Source organism: Buttiauxella warmboldiae, from assembly GCF_003818135.1.
Lineage (GTDB): Bacteria > Pseudomonadota > Gammaproteobacteria > Enterobacterales > Enterobacteriaceae > Buttiauxella > Buttiauxella warmboldiae.
The window spans coordinates 33272-55663 of sequence record NZ_RPOH01000035.1 but is presented as its reverse complement, the minus strand read 5'-3'; the positions used below and the strand labels follow the sequence as shown (position 1 = coordinate 55663).

At 42.6% G+C, this 22392-nt stretch carries 21 protein-coding genes; 18 read left to right on the top strand and 3 right to left on the bottom strand.

Features of this window, described 5'->3' with window-relative positions; translation table 11 throughout:
- Positions 1–179: 179 nt before the first annotated feature.
- From wcaK to wzzB, 18 genes are all read left to right on the top strand, one after another.
- A complete protein-coding gene (gene wcaK / locus EHN07_RS10125; protein ID WP_124024028.1) occupies positions 180–1460 on the top strand; it encodes a colanic acid biosynthesis pyruvyl transferase WcaK in 1281 nt (426 codons plus the stop codon).
- Complete coding sequence (gene wcaL, locus EHN07_RS10120; RefSeq protein WP_124024027.1) at positions 1457–2677, top strand: colanic acid biosynthesis glycosyltransferase WcaL; 1221 nt, start codon at positions 1457–1459, stop codon at positions 2675–2677. Before wcaK ends, wcaL begins: the two co-directional genes overlap by 4 nt.
- Before the next feature lie 15 nt (positions 2678–2692).
- Positions 2693–4117, top strand: coding sequence for a colanic acid biosynthesis protein WcaM (gene wcaM / locus EHN07_RS10115; RefSeq protein WP_124024026.1), 1425 nt, complete (start codon positions 2693–2695; stop codon positions 4115–4117).
- A gap of 177 nt (positions 4118–4294) precedes the next feature.
- Complete coding sequence (galF, locus tag EHN07_RS10110; protein WP_124024025.1) at positions 4295–5191, top strand: UTP--glucose-1-phosphate uridylyltransferase GalF; 897 nt, start codon at positions 4295–4297, stop codon at positions 5189–5191.
- Positions 5192–5606: 415 nt separating this feature from the next.
- Positions 5607–6692 (top strand): dTDP-glucose 4,6-dehydratase, encoded by a 1086-nt coding sequence (gene rfbB / locus EHN07_RS10105; protein WP_124024024.1) that lies wholly within the window; start codon positions 5607–5609, stop codon positions 6690–6692.
- A complete protein-coding gene (rfbD, locus tag EHN07_RS10100) occupies positions 6689–7588 on the top strand; it encodes a dTDP-4-dehydrorhamnose reductase (RefSeq protein WP_124024023.1) in 900 nt (299 codons plus the stop codon). The genes rfbB and rfbD overlap by 4 nt, the downstream gene beginning before the upstream one ends.
- A 55-nt stretch (positions 7589–7643) precedes the next feature.
- The gene (rfbA, locus tag EHN07_RS10095) at positions 7644–8522 is read left to right on the top strand and encodes a glucose-1-phosphate thymidylyltransferase RfbA (protein WP_124024022.1); all 879 of its coding nucleotides are present in this window, start codon (positions 7644–7646) and stop codon (positions 8520–8522) included.
- 2 nt (positions 8523–8524) lie between these two features.
- On the top strand, positions 8525–9085 hold the full coding sequence (gene rfbC, locus EHN07_RS10090; protein ID WP_124024021.1) for a dTDP-4-dehydrorhamnose 3,5-epimerase: 561 nt from the start codon (positions 8525–8527) through the stop codon (positions 9083–9085).
- On the top strand, positions 9075–9476 hold the full coding sequence (locus EHN07_RS10085; protein WP_124024020.1) for a sugar 3,4-ketoisomerase: 402 nt from the start codon (positions 9075–9077) through the stop codon (positions 9474–9476). Before rfbC ends, EHN07_RS10085 begins: the two co-directional genes overlap by 11 nt.
- On the top strand, positions 9469–10008 hold the full coding sequence (locus EHN07_RS10080) for a GNAT family N-acetyltransferase (protein ID WP_124024019.1): 540 nt from the start codon (positions 9469–9471) through the stop codon (positions 10006–10008). Before EHN07_RS10085 ends, EHN07_RS10080 begins: the two co-directional genes overlap by 8 nt.
- Positions 10008–11111: a DegT/DnrJ/EryC1/StrS family aminotransferase gene (locus EHN07_RS10075; RefSeq protein WP_124024018.1), complete on the top strand. Its 1104-nt coding sequence runs from the start codon at positions 10008–10010 to the stop codon at positions 11109–11111. Before EHN07_RS10080 ends, EHN07_RS10075 begins: the two co-directional genes overlap by 1 nt.
- 32 nt (positions 11112–11143) lie before the next feature.
- Complete coding sequence (locus EHN07_RS10070) at positions 11144–12382, top strand: O-antigen translocase (protein WP_244202382.1); 1239 nt, start codon at positions 11144–11146, stop codon at positions 12380–12382.
- On the top strand, positions 12375–13820 hold the full coding sequence (locus EHN07_RS10065; protein ID WP_124024016.1) for a hypothetical protein: 1446 nt from the start codon (positions 12375–12377) through the stop codon (positions 13818–13820). The genes EHN07_RS10070 and EHN07_RS10065 overlap by 8 nt, the downstream gene beginning before the upstream one ends.
- A gap of 335 nt (positions 13821–14155) precedes the next feature.
- On the top strand, positions 14156–15223 hold the full coding sequence (locus EHN07_RS10060) for a hypothetical protein (RefSeq protein WP_124024015.1): 1068 nt from the start codon (positions 14156–14158) through the stop codon (positions 15221–15223).
- 23 nt (positions 15224–15246) lie between these two features.
- Positions 15247–16200 carry a glycosyltransferase family 2 protein gene (locus EHN07_RS10055; RefSeq protein WP_124024014.1) on the top strand — a complete coding sequence of 318 codons (954 nt, stop codon included), beginning with the start codon at positions 15247–15249 and terminating at the stop codon, positions 16198–16200.
- Positions 16201–16219: 19 nt separating this feature from the next.
- The gene (locus tag EHN07_RS10050; RefSeq protein ID WP_124024013.1) at positions 16220–17278 is read left to right on the top strand and encodes a DUF1972 domain-containing protein; all 1059 of its coding nucleotides are present in this window, start codon (positions 16220–16222) and stop codon (positions 17276–17278) included.
- Positions 17279–17590: 312 nt separating this feature from the next.
- Positions 17591–19000 (top strand): NADP-dependent phosphogluconate dehydrogenase, encoded by a 1410-nt coding sequence (gene gndA, locus EHN07_RS10045; RefSeq protein WP_124024012.1) that lies wholly within the window; start codon positions 17591–17593, stop codon positions 18998–19000.
- Positions 19001–19244: 244 nt separating this feature from the next.
- On the top strand, positions 19245–20228 hold the full coding sequence (wzzB, locus tag EHN07_RS10040) for an LPS O-antigen chain length determinant protein WzzB (RefSeq protein ID WP_124024011.1): 984 nt from the start codon (positions 19245–19247) through the stop codon (positions 20226–20228).
- Positions 20229–20287: 59 nt separating this feature from the next.
- Here wzzB and hisIE read toward each other — a convergent pair whose 3' ends face one another.
- Genes hisIE through hisA form a run of 3 tightly spaced genes read right to left on the bottom strand, consistent with a single transcriptional unit; the run spans position 20288 to position 22388 of the window.
- Entirely contained in the window at positions 20288–20899 is a 612-nt protein-coding gene (gene hisIE / locus EHN07_RS10035) for a bifunctional phosphoribosyl-AMP cyclohydrolase/phosphoribosyl-ATP diphosphatase HisIE (RefSeq protein WP_124024010.1), read from the bottom strand.
- Positions 20893–21669, bottom strand: coding sequence for an imidazole glycerol phosphate synthase subunit HisF (gene hisF / locus EHN07_RS10030; protein WP_124024009.1), 777 nt, complete (start codon positions 21667–21669; stop codon positions 20893–20895). Before hisF ends, hisIE begins: the two co-directional genes overlap by 7 nt.
- Positions 21651–22388, bottom strand: coding sequence for a 1-(5-phosphoribosyl)-5-[(5-phosphoribosylamino)methylideneamino]imidazole-4-carboxamide isomerase (gene hisA / locus EHN07_RS10025; RefSeq protein WP_124024008.1), 738 nt, complete (start codon positions 22386–22388; stop codon positions 21651–21653). The genes hisF and hisA overlap by 19 nt, the downstream gene beginning before the upstream one ends.
- Positions 22389–22392: the final 4 nt, after the last annotated feature.

Below are 22392 nucleotides of genomic sequence, written 5' to 3'. Positions count from 1 at the left end.
CATGACACGTTCACCGTATATGGAAGCCACAGAGATCACTCTGCGTTCGGGTGAACGGAAAACCCGGGAGGCTTACAGATCTCGCCTGACAAATTGCTTGAGTGAATAGTGAGTGGACTATAAGAAAAAACCTCAAGGGTGAGTAAATAAAAGAACCTAATTTAAAGAAGGAAATCTGTATGAAATTATTAATTCTTGGCAACCACACCTGCGGCAACCGCGGTGACAGCGCCATTTTGCGCGGGCTGATTGATGCCATCACCACGATTGATCAATCCGTGGAAGTTGATGTGATGAGCCGTTACCCGGTGAGTTCCGCCTGGCTGCTGGGCCGCCCGGTGATGGGCGACGGCCTGTATAAGCAGATGAAGCAGCATAATAACGCGGTTGGGCTGATGGGGCGGGTTAAGAAGGTGCTGCGCCGTAAATATCAGCACCAGGTTTTGCTGGCAAAAGCCACGGACAACGGGCGGCTGCGCAATATTTCCATCCCGCAGGGCTTTATTGATTTTGTGAAATCGCTGCAAAAATATGATGCGATTATTCAGGTTGGCGGCTCGTTCTTTGTCGATTTATACGGCGTTTCGCAGTTCGAGCATGCGCTGTGCAGCTTTATGGCGAAAAAGCCGGTGTACATGATTGGCCACAGCGTTGGCCCGTTCCAGGACCCGCAGTTTAACCAACTGGCAAGCTACGTGTTTGGCCATGCCGAGTCGCTGATTTTGCGTGAATCCGTCAGCCTCGATTTGATGAAGCAAAGCAATATTGACAGCAGCAAAGTGGAGCAGGGCGTCGACACCGCCTGGCTTGTCGATCATCACAATGACAGCTTTGTGCCGAGCTACGCGGTGCAGCACTGGTTTGACACTATCAAACGCCAGAAAACCGTCGCCATTACGCTGCGTGAGCTGGCACCGTTCGACAAACGCCTCGGCACCACGCAGCAGGCCTATGAACAGGCGTTTGCGGCGGTGGTGAATCGGGTTATTGAACAGGGCTACCAGGTGCTGGCGCTATCCACCTGTACCGGGATCGACAGCTACAACAAAGATGACCGCATGGTGGCGCTTAACCTGCGCCAGTACATCAATAAGCCGGAGCAATATCACGTGGTCATGGATGAACTTAACGACCTGGAGATGGGCAAGATCCTCAGCGAATGCGAGCTGACCATTGGCACGCGCCTGCACTCCGCCATTATCTCTATGAACTTTGGCACGCCTGCGATTGCCATTAACTACGAACACAAATCCGCGGGCATTATGCAGCAGCTGGGGATGCCGGAAATGGCGATAGAAATCCGCCAGTTGCTTAATGGTTCACTTATGGGCGTAGTGGCGGATGTTTTAGGGCAATTGCCTGCCATTAATCAGCGCCTGGCTCATGCGGTGCGCGCCGAACGCGAAGATGGCCTGCGCATGGTGGAATCGGTATTAAAGCGTGTGAAGGGGGAACAATGAAAGTTGGTTTCTTCCTGCTGAAATTCCCCGTGGCGTCGGAAACTTTTGTGCTCAACCAGATAACCGCGTTTATCGATATGGGCTATGAGGTGGAGATTGTTGCCATCCAGAAGGGAGATTTGGCCAATACCCACGCCGCATTCAAAGAGTACCGGCTGGCTGAAAAGACCACCTGGCTGATGGATGAACCGGCGGGTAAAGCGGCGAAGCTGCAATCCAGAGCGTTGAATACCCTGCGTGGTGCACTTCGCCCGCGCACCTGGCGTGCGTTAAATTCGGCCCGTTATGGCGCAGAGGCGCGCAATCTGATCCTTTCTGCTATTTGCGGGCGTCACTCGCAGCCCCTGTGCGCCGATGTGTTTATCGCTCATTTCGGCCCGGCTGGCGTAACGGCGGCAAAGCTGCGTGAGCTGGGGCTGCTTAAAGGTAAAATCGCTACCGTTTTCCACGGCATTGATATTTCAGGGCGCGAGGCGCTGGCGCACTACACGCCTGAATACCAGAAGCTGTTTACGCGTGGTGATTTAATGCTGCCAATAAGCAATTTGTGGGCGGGGCGTTTGCAAAATATGGGCTGCCCGACGGAGAAAATCAGCGTGTCGCGTATGGGTGTTGATATGGAGCGCTTCTCGCTGCGCGCCGTGAAAGCGCCCGCCAAAACGCTGGAAATTATCTCGGTGGCGCGTCTGACCGAGAAGAAAGGGCTGCACGTCGCTATCGACGCCTGTCTGTTGCTCAAAGAGCGCGGCGTGAAATTTCACTACCACATCCTGGGAATTGGCCCGTGGGAAACGCGCCTGCGCACGCTGATCGAACAGTATCAGCTCGATGATGTGGTGTTGATGCCGGGTTTTAAGCCAAACCATGAAGTTAAAGCGATGCTTGATAAAGCCGATCTATTTTTGCTGCCGTCCGTTACCGGCGAAGACGGCGATATGGAAGGCATTCCCGTGGCGCTGATGGAGGCGATGGCGGTGGGCATTCCGGTGCTTTCTACCGTACACAGCGGCATTCCTGAACTGATTGACGCAGGGCGTTCCGGCTGGCTGGTGCCGGAGAACGATGCGGCCGCGCTTGCCGATAGCCTGGAGACGTTTGGCAACATTGACGCAAGCGAGCTGAAACCCATGCTTATGCACGCGCGTGAAAAAGTTGAAAGGGAGTTTAATCAGCAGGTTATCTACCGAGAGCTGGCCCGCAAACTACAGACGCTATAAACCCCGCGAGGACGTATGCGCAAAAGATTTCAATCTACTCTCTCCTTTTCATCCTCCCGCCGCAAATTGCTAAAAGCCAGCTCCGTGCTGGCTGCGGCGCCATTCCTTTTCCCTCGTTACGCGTTAGCCGCAGCTGGCAGCAGCGAGGTCAACGTGCAGACATTCTATCGCGGCGACTGGATTGCCGCTTTCAAACAGGCTTTCTCAGCCGCCGATACCGTGACCGTTCCCGCCGATTTAGTCTGTGACAACATCAACACCGCTATCTTTATGCCCGCAGGCAAAACGTTGCATGTCCTGGGCGGCTTAAAAGGCAACGGCAAAGGGCGTTTTGTGATGCAGGACGGCTGCCAGATTGTGGGCGAAAAGGGCGGGCGCTTTCACAATATCACCCTGGATGTGCGCGGCTCTGACTGCGCCATCAAAGGGATTGATATGAGCGGCTTTGCGCCGGTGACGCAGATTTACATCGGTGGCAAACAGAAGCGCAGCATGCGTAACCTGGTGATAGACCAGATAACGGTGCACGATGCGAACTACGGCATTTTGCGCCAGGGGTTCCATAACCGCATGGAAAACGTGAAGATCACCAACGGCCATTTTAACCGCCTGCAGGGGGATGCCATTGAATGGAACGTGGCGATAAACGACCACGACTTGCTGATCTCCGACCATGTGATTGAGAACATAGACTGCACCAACGGGAAGATAAACTGGGGCATTGGGATTGGGCTTGCGGGCAGCACTTACGACAACGAATATCCCGAAGACCAGGCGGTGAAGAACTTTGTGGTGGCGAATATTACCGGCAGCAACTGCCGCCAGCTGGTTCATGTGGAAAACGGCAAACACTTTATTATCCGTAATATAAAGGCGCACAATATTAACCATACCTTTAGTAAGAAAGCGGGCATTGATAACGCCACCATAGCCATTTATGGCTGTGATAATTTCATTATTGATAATATCAGCATGAAAGATAGTGCAGGCTTTCTGATTGGTTATGGGGTGATCAAAGGTAAATATTTATCTATTCCGCAAAATTTTAAATTGAACAATATTGAACTTGATAATACCCATATGCAGTATAAATCCCGGGGGATTCAGATCTCTTCGGGCAATGCGACCTCGTTTGTTGCCATCACCAATGTGAAAATGAAGCGCGCCACGCTTGAGCTGCATAACAAACCGCAACACTTGTTTCTGCGGAACGTGGATGTGATGCAGTACGCTTACAGCGGCCCGGCATTAAAGCTAAACTTTGACCTGCGCAACGACGTGCGCGGCCGCTTTATGGCAAAAGATGACACGCTGCTCTCGCTCGCCAACGTGCGAGCGGTGAACGAGAAAGGGCGCAGTTCCGTGGATATCGACCGGGTTGACCACCTGCATGTGAACACCAGCAGGTTGAATTTTGCGCTGCCGGAAGGGGTAAAGTAGTTTGTCAAACCAGATTGCGACTTTTCTGAGGGGGCGGGAAGGTTGAATCAATGTTTTTGGTTTTGCGTACTTTATTGTAAACGTTAAGATGAAGGATTAATTCCGGGGATCAATTCATGCTGGCATCAGGGCTTGAATTGACTATAATCCCCCAACCATTTCGAGGTGGGTTTGAATATGATTAATTTGAAAGCAGTTATTCCGGTAGCCGGTTTAGGTATGCACATGTTGCCCGCAACAAAAGCGATTCCTAAAGAGATGCTGCCGATCGTTGACAAGCCGATGATTCAATACATTGTTGACGAAATCGTAGCTGCCGGTATCAAAGAAATCGTGCTGGTGACGCATTCATCAAAAAATGCAGTAGAAAACCACTTCGACACCTCTTACGAACTTGAGGCTCTGCTTGAGCAGCGCGTGAAGCGCCAGTTGCTCGCTGAGGTTCAGTCAATCTGCCCTCCGGGCGTGACGATTATGAACGTACGCCAGGCGCAGCCGCTGGGCCTGGGCCACTCCATCCTGTGCGCGCGCCCGATTGTGGGTGATAATCCTTTTGTGGTTGTGCTTCCTGACGTGATCCTTGATGGTGCCAGCGCCGATCCATTGCGCTACAATCTGGCGGCTATTGTTGAGCGTTTCAAAGAGACCGGGCGCAGCCAGGTACTGGCAAAACGCATGCCAAACGTAGATCTTTCTGAGTACTCGGTGATTACCACCGAGGAACCACTGCGCAATGACGGGCAGATTGGCCGTATTGTTGATTTTGTGGAAAAACCGGACCAGCCGCAAACGCTGGATTCTGACGTTGCGGCAGTAGGGCGCTATGTGTTGTCTGCCGATATCTGGCCAGAGCTTGAGAAAACCGAACCGGGCGCCTGGGGCCGCATTCAGCTGACAGACGCCATTGCGGCACTTAACCAAAAGCAAGCGGTAGAAGCGGCATTGATGACCGGTGAAAGCTACGACTGCGGCAAGAAGATGGGCTATATGCAGGCCTTTGTGCAGTATGGCCTGCGTAACCATAAGGAAGGGCAGAAGTTCAGGGAAGGTATTCAGAAGTTGCTGGCACGCTGAGCGTTGCGGGAATGATGATGGCGAGTATTTGATGCGAAGAACGGCAATCAATAGGAGCGGAAAGGTTGCATTGTTAAGACCTTGCCGAGACTGATTGCCGTTTTTTTTGAGTGGCATGTTACAAAGTGTGTTTGTTAGTTGAATGTATGGCATTCGAATGAGCAAAACAAAGGATGATTATTTAAGTTGCTATTTGCGCAGTAATCTCTTGTTCATTCGCATGCTTTACAAAATTTAGCCAGACATAGAGCAGGGAGTTCGTTCTATGCATAAGCGTTTAGTGTTCTGGTAGCTGTTAAGCCAGGGGCGGTAGCATGGCTGAAATAGATTATCCCCTTATTATCCCGAGTTAATTCAATCATCCGATATTCGTTTATCGTTGAAATCATTACAAGATTAAAGAGAGATTGCTTCCGTGAAAATTCTTGTTACTGGTGGTGCCGGTTTTATTGGCTCTGCGGTCGTTCGTCATATCATTAATAATACTCAAGACAGTGTCGTTAACGTCGATAAATTAACCTATGCAGGCAACCTTGAATCACTGGCTGAGGTCTCTGGCAATGAACGCTACGCTTTTGTGCAGGCAGATATTTGCGACAGAAACGCCATGGATAAAATTTTTGCCGCGCATCAACCCGATGCGGTGATGCACCTGGCGGCGGAAAGCCATGTAGACCGTTCAATTACCGGACCTGCTGAGTTTATCGAAACTAACATTGTGGGTACTTATACACTGCTGGAAGCCACTCGTGCTTATTGGTCACAGTTAAGTGAAGAGCACAAAGCAGGTTTCCGTTTTCACCATATTTCTACAGATGAAGTATACGGTGATTTGCCGCATCTGGATGAATACCCAGAAGGAACGGCTCTACCTTTATTCACTGAAACAACGTCTTACGCACCAAGCAGCCCTTATTCCGCTTCGAAAGCTTCCAGCGATCATTTAGTGCGCGCATGGCAGCGTACATACGGCCTGCCTTGCATCGTAACTAACTGTTCTAACAACTATGGCCCGTATCACTTCCCTGAGAAATTGATTCCGTTAGTGATTCTTAATGCTCTGGAAGGGAAGAACTTGCCGGTATATGGCAAAGGCGACCAGATTCGTGATTGGCTATATGTTGAAGACCATGCGCGTGCTTTATACACAGTAGTGACTCAAGGTTCACTTGGCGAAACCTATAATATCGGTGGTCACAACGAGAAGAAAAACCTTGATGTGGTTCTTACCATCTGCGATTTGCTTGACGAAATGGTGCCAAAGAATACTTCATATCGCGAACAAATTACCTATGTTGCTGACCGTCCTGGCCACGATCGCCGCTATGCGATTGATGCCGCGAAAATTAACCGAGACCTGAACTGGAAACCACAAGAAACATTTGAAAGTGGTATTCGTAAAACGGTTGAATGGTATTTAGCTAATCAGCAGTGGGTCGATAATATTAAAAGCGGTGCTTATAAATCCTGGATTGAGCAAAATTACGGTGAACGTAAATGAATATTTTACTCTTCGGTAAAACAGGGCAGGTAGGCTGGGAACTGCAGCGTTCACTGGCTCTGCTGGGTAATATTATTGCTGTTGATGTGCATTCGGCGGAATATTGCGGTGATTTTAGTAACCCAGAAGGCGTTGCCGAAACAGTTCGCCGGGTAAAACCAGACGTTATCGTTAATGCTGCCGCCCATACTGCGGTGGACAAGGCTGAGAGTGAACGCGATTTTGCACAATTGCTAAATGCAACAAGCGTTGAGGCGATTGCAAAAGAAGCCGAAAAAATCAAAGCTTGGCTTATCCATTATTCCACGGATTATGTTTTTCCTGGTGACGGTGACAAACCTTGGCTTGAGACGGATGCAACAGCACCGTTAAACACTTATGGAGAAACCAAACTTGCCGGAGAAATTGCAGTGCAACAGTATTGCACTCGGCATCTGATTTTCCGCACAAGCTGGGTGTTTGCAGGCAAAGGTAATAACTTTGCGAAGACTATGTTGCGTCTTGCAAAAGATCGCGAAGAGCTTTCCATAATTAACGATCAGTTTGGTGCGCCTACGGGGGCTGAACTTCTTGCAGATTGTACGGCTCACGCAATAAAAACGGCTTTGGGCAAACCTGAAGTTGCCGGTTTATATCACCTCGTTGCGTCCGGTACCACCACCTGGTTTGATTATGCCAACCTGGTATTTGCAGAAGCTAAAAAAGCAGGTTTGGGGCTGGCTGTAAGCAAAACAATTCCAGTTCCTACTAGTGCTTACCCTACGCCTGCACGCCGCCCTCAGAATTCACGTTTGAATACACAGAAATTCCAGGATTCATTTGGACTGATACTCCCTGACTGGGATGTTGGAGTTAAACGTATGTTGGCTGAAATTTTTGCGGCGACTAAAGCATAAAAAAAGATTAATAAGTGATTTGATCACACGGCACTTTGAAAAATGGAAAATTGAAATGACTTCACGTAAAGGTATTATTCTTGCTGGTGGCTCTGGTACGCGTTTATATCCTGTGACAATGGCAGTGAGTAAACAACTGCTGCCAATCTATGACAAGCCAATGATTTATTACCCGCTTAGCACGTTAATGCTGGCTGGTATTCGCGATATATTGATTATCAGTACTCCGCAAGATACACCTCGTTTCGAACAACTACTCGGCGACGGTTCGCAATGGGGCTTGAATCTGCAATATAAAGTTCAGGAAAGCCCTGATGGCTTGGCGCAAGCATTTATCATCGGTGAAGAATTCATTGGTGAAGATGATTGTGCACTGGTTCTTGGCGACAATATTTTCTACGGCCATGACCTTCAGAAACAACTTGAAAATGCCGTTGCCAAAGAATCAGGTGCAACCGTATTTGCATATCACGTTCATGACCCTGAGCGTTACGGTGTGGTTGAGTTTGATAAAGAAGGACAGGCTATATCTCTTGAAGAGAAACCCCTTGAGCCAAAAAGCAATTATGCAGTAACAGGACTTTATTTTTACGATAACAATGTTGTGGAAATGGCAAAAACCTTGAAGCCATCACCTCGTGGTGAATTAGAAATTACTGATATTAACCGCATTTATATGGAACAGGGACGTATGTCAGTCGCCATGATGGGGCGCGGCTATGCTTGGCTAGATACAGGGACCCACCAGAGCTTAATTGAAGCCAGCAACTTTATTCAGACTATTGAATTGCGTCAGGGATTGAAGGTGGCATGTCCAGAAGAGATAGCATTCCGTAAAGGGTTTATAGATGCTGAGCAAGTTAAGAAATTAGCTGCACCTCTTGTGAAGAATGATTATGGCCAGTATTTACTGAAGATGGTTAAGGGTTATTAAAGATGAATGTTATTAAAACCAAAATTCCGGATGTGTTAATTTTTGAACCTAAAGTCTTTGGCGATGACCGCGGCTTCTTCATGGAAAGTTTCAACCAGAAAGTATTTGAAGAAGCCGTAGGACGTAAGGTTGATTTTGTACAAGATAATCATTCAAAGTCGACCAAAGGTGTTTTAAGAGGACTTCATTATCAGCTTCCACCTTTTGCACAAGCAAAGTTGGTGCGTTGTGTTGTAGGTGAAGTTTTTGATGTCGCGGTAGATATTCGTAAAAGCTCAGCCACATTTGGCAAGTGGGTAGGTGTAAATCTTTCAGCAGAAAATAAACAACAGTTATGGATTCCTGAAGGTTTTGCGCATGGTTTTGTGGCGTTAAGTAATGTTGTGGAATTTCTCTATAAAACAACAAATTATTATGATAAAGGATGCGAGCGATCTATTTTATGGAATGATCCAAATATTTCAATTGATTGGCCTGTAGTGCCTGATGTTATTTCATTGAAAGATCTACAAGCGCCATTATTTGATAACATTCAACCGATTGAGTATGAAAATGGAAATTAACTTTATTCCTTTACAAATCCACGGAGATGAAAGAGGCTCTTTAATTGCATTGGAAGAAAGTAACAACATCCCTTTTGCAATCAAAAGAGTATATTATATTTTTAATACAGGGAAGAATATACGAAGAGGTTTGCATGCACATAAAAATTTAAAACAAATTGCTATTGCGATATGTGGGTCTTGTGATTTCCTCTTAGATAATGGGAGCGAGCGTGTGGAAATAAAATTGGATGACCCAACAAAAGGTTTATTAATTGATTCATGTATTTGGCGTGAAATGTATAACTTCTCCGAAGATTGTATTTTAATGGTATTGGCAAATGCAATATATGAGGAGGCCGATTACATTCGAGATTATAATACTTTTCTAAATGAGGTCAAAAATGTCTAATTTTTTAACTGGGAAAACAATAAACTTGAAATTGGTGGGGGAGTCTGATGCGGAATTTATTTATTCATTGCGAAATAATAATAAACTCAATCAATATTTAACTCCAAGCATTGGGACGGTTGAAGATCAAAAGAAATGGATTAAAAAATATAAAAAAAGGGAGAGCGATGGAAAAGAGTATTATTTTTTAATTGCAAAAAATGAACGCAATGAAAATATAGGAACTGTCAGGTTATATGATTTCCGTGATGAAGAAAAGTCTTTTTGCTGGGGAAGTTGGATTTTAACTGAAAATAAAACTGTATCATCGGCACTTGAAACGGCACTATTAGTTTATAATTATGCATTTAATCAGTTAGGCTTTGAAAAGTCACATTTTGATGTAAGGAAAGAAAATAAAAAAGTTGTAGATTTCCATCTAAAGCTTGGTTCTCGTATCATTCAACAAAATGATAGTGATTATTTTTTTGTGTACGAAAAAGAAGTTTTTTTTAGTAAAATGAATACATATAATAAATTCTTGGTGAAATAATGATTAATTTTCTAAATCTTAAAAAAATAAATGAACGGTTTGAAACAGAATTAATGGAGGCTTGCTCTCGTGTTATAAATTCTGGCTGGTTTATAATGGGGGAAGAAGTTAAAGCTTTCGAAAAATGCTTTTCGGAATATTGTGGTGTAAAATATACTATTGGTGTTGCAAATGGATTAGACGCCCTAAATTTGACAATAAGAGCTTGGAAGGAATTAGGCAAGCTAAAGTCTGGGGATGAAGTGATTGTACAAGCAAATACATATATTGCTTCTATTCTTGCCATTACTGAAAATGATTTAGTCCCGGTATTGGTTGAACCAGATGAGATAACATACAATTTATCAATCGAGAACGTATTAAAGGCTATTACAAGCAAAACAAAGATTATTTTACCTGTTCATCTTTATGGACAGATTTCTCCAATGCCAGAACTAGTGAAAATAGCGAAAGAATATGGATTGTTATTACTTGAAGACTCCGCTCAGGCTCATGGAGCAATTATTAAGGGAAAAAAATCTGGTAGTTGGGGAGATGCCGCCGCCTTCAGTTTTTATCCGGGTAAAAATCTCGGCGCAATTGGTGATGCAGGGGCTGTAACAACAAATGATTATGAATTAGCTACGACAATTCGGGCTCTATCAAATTATGGTTCGCTTGAGAAATATAAAAATATCTATCAAGGTGTAAATAGCCGTCTTGATGAAATCCAGGCAGCGATGCTTAATGTTAAATTAAAATATTTAAACATCGACACCCAAAGGCGACAATATATTGCAGATAGATATAATCGTGAAATTAATAATCCACTAGTGCAACGTCCTTATACGAGAAAGGAGGAATACCATGTATGGCACCTTTATGTTCTCCGAACACAGTATAGAGCTGAGTTCCAAAGGTTCTTATCGGAAAGGAATATACAGAGCTTAGTCCATTATCCAATCCCTCCACATAAACAGCTAGCATACAAAAAATGGAATAGTTTGATCTTGCCAGTGACCGAGAGAATACATAATGAAGTTATTTCCATTCCAATTGACCCAACTATGACCGAGTGTAATATTCAGGATGTTATAAATGCAGTAAATGGATTTGAATTATGAGAAGGATCTTGACAGTCACGGGCTTCAGTGCAATGTTGACTGTATTAAGAATGTTACTTGCAATTATTATAGCAAAAGCAATAGCTGTATATACGGGACCTACTGGATTGGCAATGCTTGGTCAATTTCAAAATGTCATCACTAGCTTGAACGGATTAGTAAATGCATCTTCGAGTAATGGAGTCATTAAATTTACTGCTGAATATAGCGCCGAAGGAATAATTAATTGCACTCCTTGGTGGAAGGCTTCAGTTAAGTGGTCATTAGGTATTTTTTTCCTGATCTTTTCATTATTACTATTTTTCGCAGGGGATTTTTCTTATTGGCTGTTTAATGATTTAAGCTATTCTTGGTTAATTATAATCACTGGATGTTCCTTGCCATTTGTAACTATAGGCACGCTGATAACCTCGATCCTAAATGGTAGGCAGCAATATCGAGAGTATATTAAAGCAGGGGTACTATCAACCCTCATTACTGCTACTATAATGATATATATGATTGTTGCCCATGGATTAAAGGGGGCATTAATAGCAGCTGCAATTCAAAATGCAATTGTAGGTGCTGTCATACTCGTTTTTTGTTTCAAACAATCATGGTTTAAATTTGGCAATTTTTTTGGCAGAGTTGAAATAAAACATATTTTAGGTTTAGGGGGGTTTATCTTAATGGCCGTAACCTCAGCATTAACTGTGCCAATTTCATTCATTTTTGTCCGCAATATTATTATTGAGAATGCTGGTTGGGGGAGCGCTGGTGAGTGGCAAGCTGTTTGGCGGATTTCAGAAACTTATCTAGCAGTAATCACTATAGCGCTAAGTAGTTATTATCTACCAAGGTTGTCAGAATTAAAACTACCTGCTGAAATTCAGAGTGAAATGCTGTTCACGTTAAAATTTGTTGTACCTTTCTCTATACTCGCAGCATTAGGGATCTTTGTATTTCGAGATTTTATTATTGCTATATTATTTACCCCTGAATTTAGAGCTGCAAGAGATCTTTTTCTTCTACAACTTTGCGGTGATGTAATTAAAGTTGTTAGCTGGGTTGTTGCATATCCTATGATTTCAGGCGGAAAGATTAAACTTTATGTTTTTTCAGAAATATTTTTTTCATTAACATTTGTTTTACTCACAAGTTTTTTTGTTGAAAAAATGGGAGTTCAAGGTGCGAACCTAGCTTTCCTTGTTAATTATTTAATATACTTGATAGTGATGTTATATTTATTTTTTTATTCAAAAGGGTTCTTGAGTAAAGCAAATTATGGATAAGAAGAGAGTAGTCACAAAAATAAATAAATTTATTTTCAAACAATCAAAATTACAAAACAGTCTCAATAATGCGCAAGCAATAGGTACGTTATTGTGGGTCAATAATATTGGTATCTATAGCCTTTGTGAAATTGAGAAAGATTTATCAAATAAATGCTATGAAATGTATTCAAAAAAAAATGTTGCGTTTGACATACATTTAAATAAAAAACTTTTTGTTGTTAGCGAACCATATTTATCTGGTGGTCATACTCGGTTAATGGAGAAGCTTTCAAGCTTTTATGAAGTTAAACCGGACCTACTAATAACAAGGAATACTGATTCGGTAGTGCTCAAAAGAATGAGTGATTACTTTGATACTATCCTTAGTTTCCCTGATGCCTCGAAGGATGAATTAGATTTTATTTATCAACTTACAGAGAAAATTCAAGGGTATAATAAAGTTATTTTAAATATTCATCCTGATGACATACATACTGTTGTAGCTTGCTTTATTGCAAAGAAAAATAATCCAGAATTAAAGATATTTTTTGTCAACCATGCTGATCATGTTTTCACGTATGGTCAAACTGTAGCAGATGTGTGGTTTGAAATTAGTGAATTTGGCCGAAGAATAGATGTATTGAGGGGCTTAAAAGCAGCTAAATCATTTTTAGGTATTCCACTTGACACATCACATCAGAAGGAAATGCTGGGTTTAGAAAAAAAAATAATCAGAGCTGGTGATATTTTTATTACGGCAGGAGCAGGTTTCAAATACAGGCCAATACGCTCTTTGTCGTTAAATACATTAATTTACCCATTGCTTAATGAAATACCTAAGTCAAAAGTATATGTAATAGGGGCTAGAAAATATTTAGATTATTGGTGGTGGATTAATAAGTTGAAGTTTGGTAGCAGATTGATTTTAATGCCGACGTTAGAATATGACGATTATATAAAATTGACTTCCCAGGCTAAAGGCTATATAGACAGCCATCCATTACCAGGTGGCTCTGCTTTTGCCGAACAGTTTTTTCGAGGGAAAATATGTATTGGATTAACTAGTCCAGTACAAGGTTATAGCCCCGTAGAGATGCTTAAGGTGCATAAGTTTGATTCAAAATCTCTATTTTCTGGAGAGGAGCAAGAAAAAATATACAATGAGAGTTTACTTGTTCATTCTTATTGTAATGTAAAGAAACGTTTATTATTGGCTACTGAATATGGTATATATAGCGAAAATTTATGCGAAAAAATCATGTGCTGGACTGGGAATGAACATTGTTTAGAAAGTAATGTAATTTCAAACATACCATGTTGTTTAGCATTAAAAAATATACCGTATAGAATAATATTCAGTCATGGTGGTATTTTGGGTATTATTAAGTTTTTTTTACTAAAAATGGCACGTAAATTACGTAGAATCAAAATCGCAAAGGCTGTTAAGCTAAAGTGAAATATTAATGTTTATGAAAAATGAAAAATGAAAAATGAAAAATGAAAAATGAAAAATAGAGAAGCTTTGTACTTGTAATTTAGATATGGTTTTGGTTGAGAATTATATGTGTGGAGGAGTGTCTGAAATAAATTAAACATATTTGAGGGAGTCGTAGCATGCTTACTGATATTAAAATTATTGGTGGTTTGCAGCATGAATATTACTTCATTGTGTCCAATCGCTAAATTGCCCGAATCAAATTATGCTATGATGATGAAATTTGCACCACTTAAGTTTTTAATTATCACTAATATACTTGTCTTTATGTCATTTCCTTTAGGGTTTGGGGGGGGGTGAAGTATGTTATCCTGACTACTATGTTTATAGCTTTTCTTTTTAATAAAAAAAACAATATTGAATTGCAAACATTGTTTATATATATCGTATTGGTTTTTATTTTATTTTGTTCATTTTTTCATTTCGTAATGAGTGATAACTTCTACTTTGAGTCCTTTATTTTATTGCAAAGTATAGTTTTATCTATCTTGATTTTTTTTGTACTGACGAGTAGCTTTAAAAACAATGTTATTAAATATGAGGTTCTTTCTAAATATGTGATTATAGGTATATTGCTATATTCAATATTTAAGTTTTCACTGAGTATTGCGATTTTTTTTGGGGTTTTAAGTGTTGATTCTCTTCAATATATATCACCAGACTTTACTTCGTTGGGGTATATAGGAGTTACAGGGTTTAATCGAATAGTTGGAGTCAATGATTTTTTATTGCCATTTTTATATTTTTTTATAAAAGATTCATCCATTAAACATAAAAAAATTGTAGCGTCAATTTTCATATTCTCAATATTTATTTCCTTTACTCGGTCAATTTGGTTTTCATTTTTTTTTTTTTTTTTTCTGGAACAAGTATTTATAAGAAAAAAGCCATATATTCTTTTCTTGTTGGTTATCATTTTAGTGGTTATTATTTATTATTTTTCTTTCTTTACAACTATAGATTTGTTAGGTTCTATTCAAAGCAGATTATTCAATGAAGGTGCACTATCTTCTAGTGTGAAAATAGAACAGGCAGGTCTAATGCTTGAGCAAATATCTAAAGCACCATTCTTTGGTGGAGGGCTCGGAAGTTATATTCCCGATTATATTAGAAATGATCGTTTAAAATATGGGTATGAAGTTATGCTGCTTGCTCTTGTTATGCAAAATGGATTATTTTTTACGTTCCTTATTTTAATCATATTAGGTGCTGCACTGTACAAAGCATATATTATTAATGGTGATGGATTTAGTTTGTTTTCACTTACTTTATTTGTATCTGCTGGGTTTACTAATCCTATAATCATTTCATCTGTTTCAGTATATCTATATGCATTATATGCTATAAAATTCATGAGCAAGTAATTTAAATTGAAAGTGGTAATGATATGGACTCCATCCCGGTAATAGCAGTATTAATGTCAACATATAATGGTCAATTATATTTAGAGCAGCAAATTGATTCATTATTGAAACAGACTCAAAATAACTTCACTTTGTATATTCGAGATGATGGTTCAACAGATGACACTGTTAAGATAATTGAAAATTATGTTGATAAATTTCACAATGTTGTATTTTTGAAAGACTCTATAAATCTTGGTGCAGCAGGTTCTTTTCTTTCTCTTCAAAATGAAGTAGATGCTGATTATTATTTTTTTTGTGATCAGGATGATGTTTGGTTGCCAAATAAAATTGAGGATACTTTGAAGTCTTTTGAAGGGAAAGATGAGTCAAAACCTATCATAGCGCATACAGATTTAATTATCGTCGATGAGAGGTTGAATTATCTTTCAGAATCTTTTTATGATTATTCAAACATTAGCATAAATGAATTTAAGAATAAAAAACAGATTCTCTTGCAGAATTACATTGTTGGTTGCACTAGCTGTATCAATAGAGCTCTAGCAAAAATTTCAAGGATTAATCGGGCCGAAGTTGAAAGCATCGCTATGCATGATTGGTGGTATACTTTAAATGCCACTTACTTCGGTGAGGTTATATACATTGACAAAGCTACAATTATGTACAGGCAGCATAATAATAATACCTTGGGAGCTAATAAAGACAGTTTAGGCCGATATGTGAAACTTTTTATTTCAGGTGAAGGAATTAAAAGAGTGAATAGATATCGAAACAAATTGGTTAAACAAAGCAAGTTTTTTGCTATGAAAAATATAGACCTTATATCGCATGAAGATAGGTTGCCATTCCAAGATATATATCTTCTTGATGACAGAAGTTCCATAATTGATGTGCTAAGATTTTTCGTTTGTAAAAAAAACTCTCTTAAATCTTTCAAAAGAAATTTAGCCTTTATTATCTCATCAATATTCTATTAAAAGTTGCTTGAATAAAAATATGAAAAAAATTGCAGTAATAGGAACAGTTGGTTTACCCGCCTGTTATGGTGGTTTTGAAACGTTAGTTGAGAATTTGACAAACGATTCATCAGACGAATTAGAATATTTCGTGTTTTGTTCACAACAACATTACGATTTAAAAAAAGATACTCACAATGGAGCTGCATTAATTTATTTGCCTTTGAGTGCAAATAACTATCAAAGCATTTTTTATGATATATATTCGCTTATCCAGTGCATCAATTTAAAGCCAGATGTAACTCTGGTTTTAGGTGTGTCAGGATGTATTTTTATTCCGGTATATAAATTATTTTCCAAATCAAAGGTAATCGTTAATATCGATGGGTTGGAATGGAGGCGAAATAAATGGGGGAAAATGGCAAGATTTTTTCTCAAATTATCTGAAAGAATTGCAGTTAGATTTGGTGACGTTATTATAACAGATAACCAAGCTATAACTGACTATGTTAAAAAAGAATATTCTAAACATAGTGAGACAATTGCATACGGTGGCGATCATATAGGAAGTTTTATACCTACTAGGTATGAGGATAATGACTGCTACCTCTCTATTTGTAGAATTGAACCTGAGAATAATGTTCATATTATCCTAGAGGCTTTTTCAATTTGTAATAAAAAAATTGTCTTTATAGGTAATTGGGAAAATAGTTCATATGGACGCGCTCTTAAAAGTAAATATGGGGCTTACAAAAACATAACAATACTTGACCCGATTTATGATATTTTAACACTTCATGATATTAGACAAAACTGCATTGGTTATATTCATGGGCATTCTGCTGGAGGGACTAACCCTTCACTTGTAGAAGCGATGAGTTCAAACAAAGCTGTAATTGCATTTGATTGCATTTTTAACAGATTTACAATGGATAATGAAGGTGCATACTTTGAAAGTGCTGAGCAATTGGTATTAATACTAGAAAGTCAAAATGTTAATTCTCTTGCTAATAATGCAGCAAAAATGAATGAGATTGCTCAAAAGAAATACAAATGGGAGCATATTGTTAGACAATATGAACATTTGTACTATGATTGAATTTCACTAAGTATTAGGTTTCAATATGTTTATTCTAAAGGCTGAGTAATATTGCTGGAGTGTTTTTTTTACCACTTGTATCTCGTGCATTTTTATTTATCTTGTTGCTATATTAATGATGTAGTGTCTATAAATATAAAATCATAAGGTAAAGATAAACGTAATATACGCGAGAACAGCTGTAATGACTTGGAACGTTCATTGACACTCCAGAAATTAAAAACTATGTCATTGAGTTATAATTGGGTAATATCTAAGCCTCACTTCAAACCGCTCACTACTAGCGGTGACCACACCTGACAGGAGTATGTAATGTCCAAACAGCAGATCGGCGTCGTTGGTATGGCAGTGATGGGGCGCAACCTGGCGCTCAATATCGAAAGCCGTGGCTATACCGTTTCCGTGTTCAACCGCTCTGGCGATAAGACTGAAGAAGTTATTGCAGAGAACCCGGGCAAGAAGCTGGTTCCTTACTTTACGGTGCAAGAGTTTGTGGAATCCCTTGAAACTCCTCGTCGTATCCTGTTAATGGTTAAGGCCGGTGAGGCCACGGACAAGACCATTGATTCGCTCAAGCCGTATCTTGAGAAGGGCGATATCCTGATTGACGGTGGCAACACCTTCTTCCTGGATACTATTCGTCGTAATCGTGAACTCTCCGCTGAAGGTTTTAACTTTATCGGTACCGGCGTTTCTGGTGGTGAAGAGGGCGCATTGAAAGGGCCTTCCATCATGCCAGGCGGCCAGAAAGAAGCTTACGAACTGGTCGCGCCGATCTTGAAGCAGATTGCAGCAGTGGCAGAAGATGGCGAACCATGCGTTACCTACATTGGTGCTGATGGTGCGGGTCACTATGTGAAGATGGTTCACAACGGTATCGAATATGGCGATATGCAGCTAATCGCTGAAGCCTATTCACTGCTGAAAGGCGGCCTTAACCTGTCCAATGAAGAGCTGGCTACAACCTTCACCGAGTGGAATAAAGGTGAGCTTAGCAGCTACCTGATTGATATCACCAAAGATATCTTCACTAAAAAAGATGAAGAGGGTAACTATCTGGTTGATGTGATTCTTGATGAAGCCGCGAACAAAGGCACTGGCAAGTGGACTAGCCAGAGCTCGCTGGATCTCGGCGAACCGCTGTCACTGATCACCGAGTCTGTTTTCGCACGTTATATCTCTTCCTTGAAAGAGCAGCGCGTTGCAGCATCTAAAGTGTTGACTGGCCCACAGGCTAAGCCATTCACTGGCGACAAAACTGAGTTTGCTGAGAAAGTTCGCCGTGCGTTGTATCTGGGTAAAATCGTTTCTTATGCTCAGGGCTTCTCCCAGCTGCGTGCCGCTTCTGAAGAGAACAACTGGGATTTAAACTACGGTGAAATCGCGAAGATCTTCCGTGCGGGCTGCATTATTCGCGCTCAGTTCCTGCAGAAAATCACTGATGCCTATGCAGAAAACCCAGCTATTGCAAACCTGCTGTTAGCACCTTACTTCAAGCAAATTGCTGATGAATACCAGCAGGCGCTGCGTGATGTGGTGTCTTATGCGGTGCAGAATGGTATTCCAACGCCAACCTTCTCTGCGGCTATCTCTTACTACGACAGCTACCGTTCAGCGGTACTGCCTGCGAACCTGATTCAGGCGCAGCGCGACTACTTCGGTGCGCATACCTATAAGCGTACCGATAAAGAAGGCGTGTTCCATACCGAGTGGCTGGATTAATTTTTAAGCAATATGGTGATTAATTAAGCGGCCCTTTAAAAGGGCCGTTTTTTTAAGATTACCCCGATAGTTCAGCGTTATTAAATTAATTTAATGTATGGCTATTCAGAAATCAGCACGGGCATTAAATACCTGTGTTCCTGATTATTTATTTTATTTTCAACTAAATACTGTATTTACGCTTTGGCCAGACTAATCTAAGATCGGTAGTGAAAATTCGCTGAACAACTTTTCCAGGGTAATCATGAATCAAGATAAAAATGTGGTAAGCAACCACATTGGTGAACCAACAGAAACAATTGATTTAATTGATCTTTTAATGCAGTTGTGGAAAGGTAAAGTCACCATCATCGCTTTTGCCGTTGTCGCTGTAATCCTTGCAGTTATCTATCTCTCTGTGGCTAAAGAGAAATGGACCTCAGAGGCGATTATTACGCTACCGGATTCTGGTCAAATAGCGAACTACAATAACTCAATGAACGTTCTGTATGGTGCCAGCGCCCCTTCAATTGTAGAAATACAGCAGCGTTTTTTTGGGCGCTTCAATTCAACCCTGGCCGCCTTGTCTGAACAGTTAGACAATCAGGAAAAACCTGAAAAACTGACTATCACAGAGTCTGTTAAAGGCCAGCCTGTGCCTCTTAAAGTGACTTATGTAGCCACCAACGCCAGTGAAGCACAAAAAACGCTCACCGCTTACATTCAGCAAATTAATAAACGTATCGTCACCGAGCTGGATGATGACTTAAAAACCAGCATCAATGCTAAAGTTGACGATCTGAAAGCCGATTTAGCCACCAAAGAAAAGATTGCTCAGGAGCGCAAAAACAAGCGTCTGGAAATTCTGAACCAGGCATTGATCGTCTCTCAGCAATCCAACATCAAAAATACTCTGGTTCAGCAGGCTGAAACCCTGTCGGAAGATACCTTATTCGTTCTGGGGAGTGATGCGCTTTCTTCCATCATTAAAAACGAAGCGACTCGTCCTCTGCCGCTGGATGATAGCTACTTCAATGCTCGCCAGTCTTTACTGGCGATTAACGCGCTGAAATCTAAACCTGATACCACCTACGCATTTCGTTATGTGATGAAACCAAGTTTACCCGTCCGCCGTGACAGCCCGAAGAAGAGCCTGACTTTGGTTCTCGGAGCGCTGGTTGGCCTGATGCTGGGTTCTGGTGTGGTTCTTGGTCGTAATGCACTGCGCAACTACAAGCCAGTTGTGTAAGCACTAGTCTAAGATACAGAAAAGGCCGCATCAGCGGCCTTTTCTGTATCCGGGGAAAATTATTTATGCCGCTCCCGCAAATTCTCAATCACCGCGCTTAAATCCAGCTCCTGATCCTGTAACAGCACCAGCAAGTGATACACCAAATCCGATGCCTCATTCTTCAGCTCAAAGCGGTCGTTAACCGTTGCCGCAAGCGCCGTTTCCACGCCTTCTTCACCCACTTTCTGCGCAATGCGCTTGGTGCCGCTGGCATACAACTTGGCGGTGTATGAGCTTTCCGGGTCGGCGCTTTTGCGCGCGGCCAGCAGTTCTTCCAGTTGATATAAGAAATGCCAGTCGTGGTGGGTGTCGCCAAAGCAGCTTGAGGTGCCGAGGTGGCAGGTTGGGCCGATAGGGTTGACCAGCACCAGCAATGTGTCGTTATCGCAATCAGCGGTAATATTAACCACGTTCAGGAAGTTGCCGGAGGTTTCACCTTTGGTCCATAATCGTTGCTTAGTGCGTGAGAAGAAGGTGACTTTTCCGCTATCAATCGTTTTTGCCAGCGCTTCGGGGTTCATATAGCCCAGCATCAGCACTTCACCAGATTTTGCGTGCTGGACGATAACCGGCATCAGCCCGTCGGTTTTTTCCCAGTCCAGCTGGTCCTGCTGTTCTTGTGTTAGCACACTCTTATCTCCACGCCTTGCTGAGCTAAATAAAGTTTCAGCTCGCCAATATTAATAATTTGTTTATGGAACACGGATGCCGCCAGCGCGCCGTCCACGTCCACATCACGGAAGGCTTCAAGGAAGTGTTCCATGGTGCCCGCGCCGCCGGAGGCAATCAGCGGCACGCGGCAAACTTCACGCACTTTCTTTAACTGTTCCAGGTCGTAGCCGTTACGTACGCCGTCCTGGTTCATCATATTCAGCACGATTTCCCCGGCACCGCGCTTTTGCACCTCTTTCACCCAGTCCACGGTTTCCCATGTGGTCACACGCGTGCGGCTTTCATCGCCGGTATACTGATTGACGTGGTATTTCCCTGTTTCACTATCAAACCAGGTATCAATGCCTACCACAATACACTGCACGCCAAAACGCTCAGCCAGGCGAGTGATCAACTCAGGGTCAGCGAGAGCAGGGGAGTTGATGGAGATTTTATCTGCGCCAAAGGAAAGAATTTGTGCGGCATCTTCAATCGACTTAATGCCGCCCGCCACGCAGAAAGGAATGTCGATAACCTCCGCCACGCGTGACACCCAGCTTTTATCCACCACGCGGCCATCGCTGGAGGCGGTGATATCATAAAACACCAGTTCATCTGCGCCTTCTGCGGCGTAACGCTGGGCCAGCGGCACGATGTCGCCAATGATTTCATGGTTGCGGAACTGCACACCTTTTACCACTTGCCCGTCGCGCACGTCCAGGCAAGGAATTATCCGTTTTGCCAGCATGAGATCGCCTCCGTTACGTTGAATTTCCCTTCCAGCAGTGCCCGCCCAACAATCACGCCCTGCACGCCCGTTCCACGCAGCGCGGCGATATCATCAAGTCCGCCAATACCCCCGGAAGACTGGAATGCCACCTGCGGGAAACGTGCGCAAACTTCTTCATAAAGTGAAACGTTTGAACCCGCCAGCGTGCCATCGCGCGAAATATCGGTGCACAGTACGTGTTTGAGTCCGACGGGGAGATACATCTCCACCAATTCTTCGAGCGATACGCCAGAGTTCTCTTGCCAGCCGCTCACCGCGACCTGTTTATTGCCTTGTTCGTCGATGCGTACATCGAGCGCCAGGACCAGCGCATCGGCACCAAAACGTTCAAACCAGCCTTTCACAACCTCCGGTGATTTCACCGCGGTTGAGCCAACCACAACGCGGGCCACACCCGCTTCAAGCAACGCCGCAACATCTTCCTCAGTGCGCACGCCACCGCCAACCTGTACCGGAACATTCACCCCGGCTACCAGCGTTTTAATCAGCGGGATCTGGCGTTTTGCCGGGTCTTTCGCTCCGGTTAAATCCACCAGATGCAGCACTTGCGCACCTTGTGCGGCGTAATCCTGCAGGCGCGGGAGCGGGTCATTGCCGTAATCGCGCTGTTGGCCGTAATCCCCCTGGTGGAGGCGCACCACTGTGCCGTCAATTAAATCGAGAGCCGGAATAATCATGGTG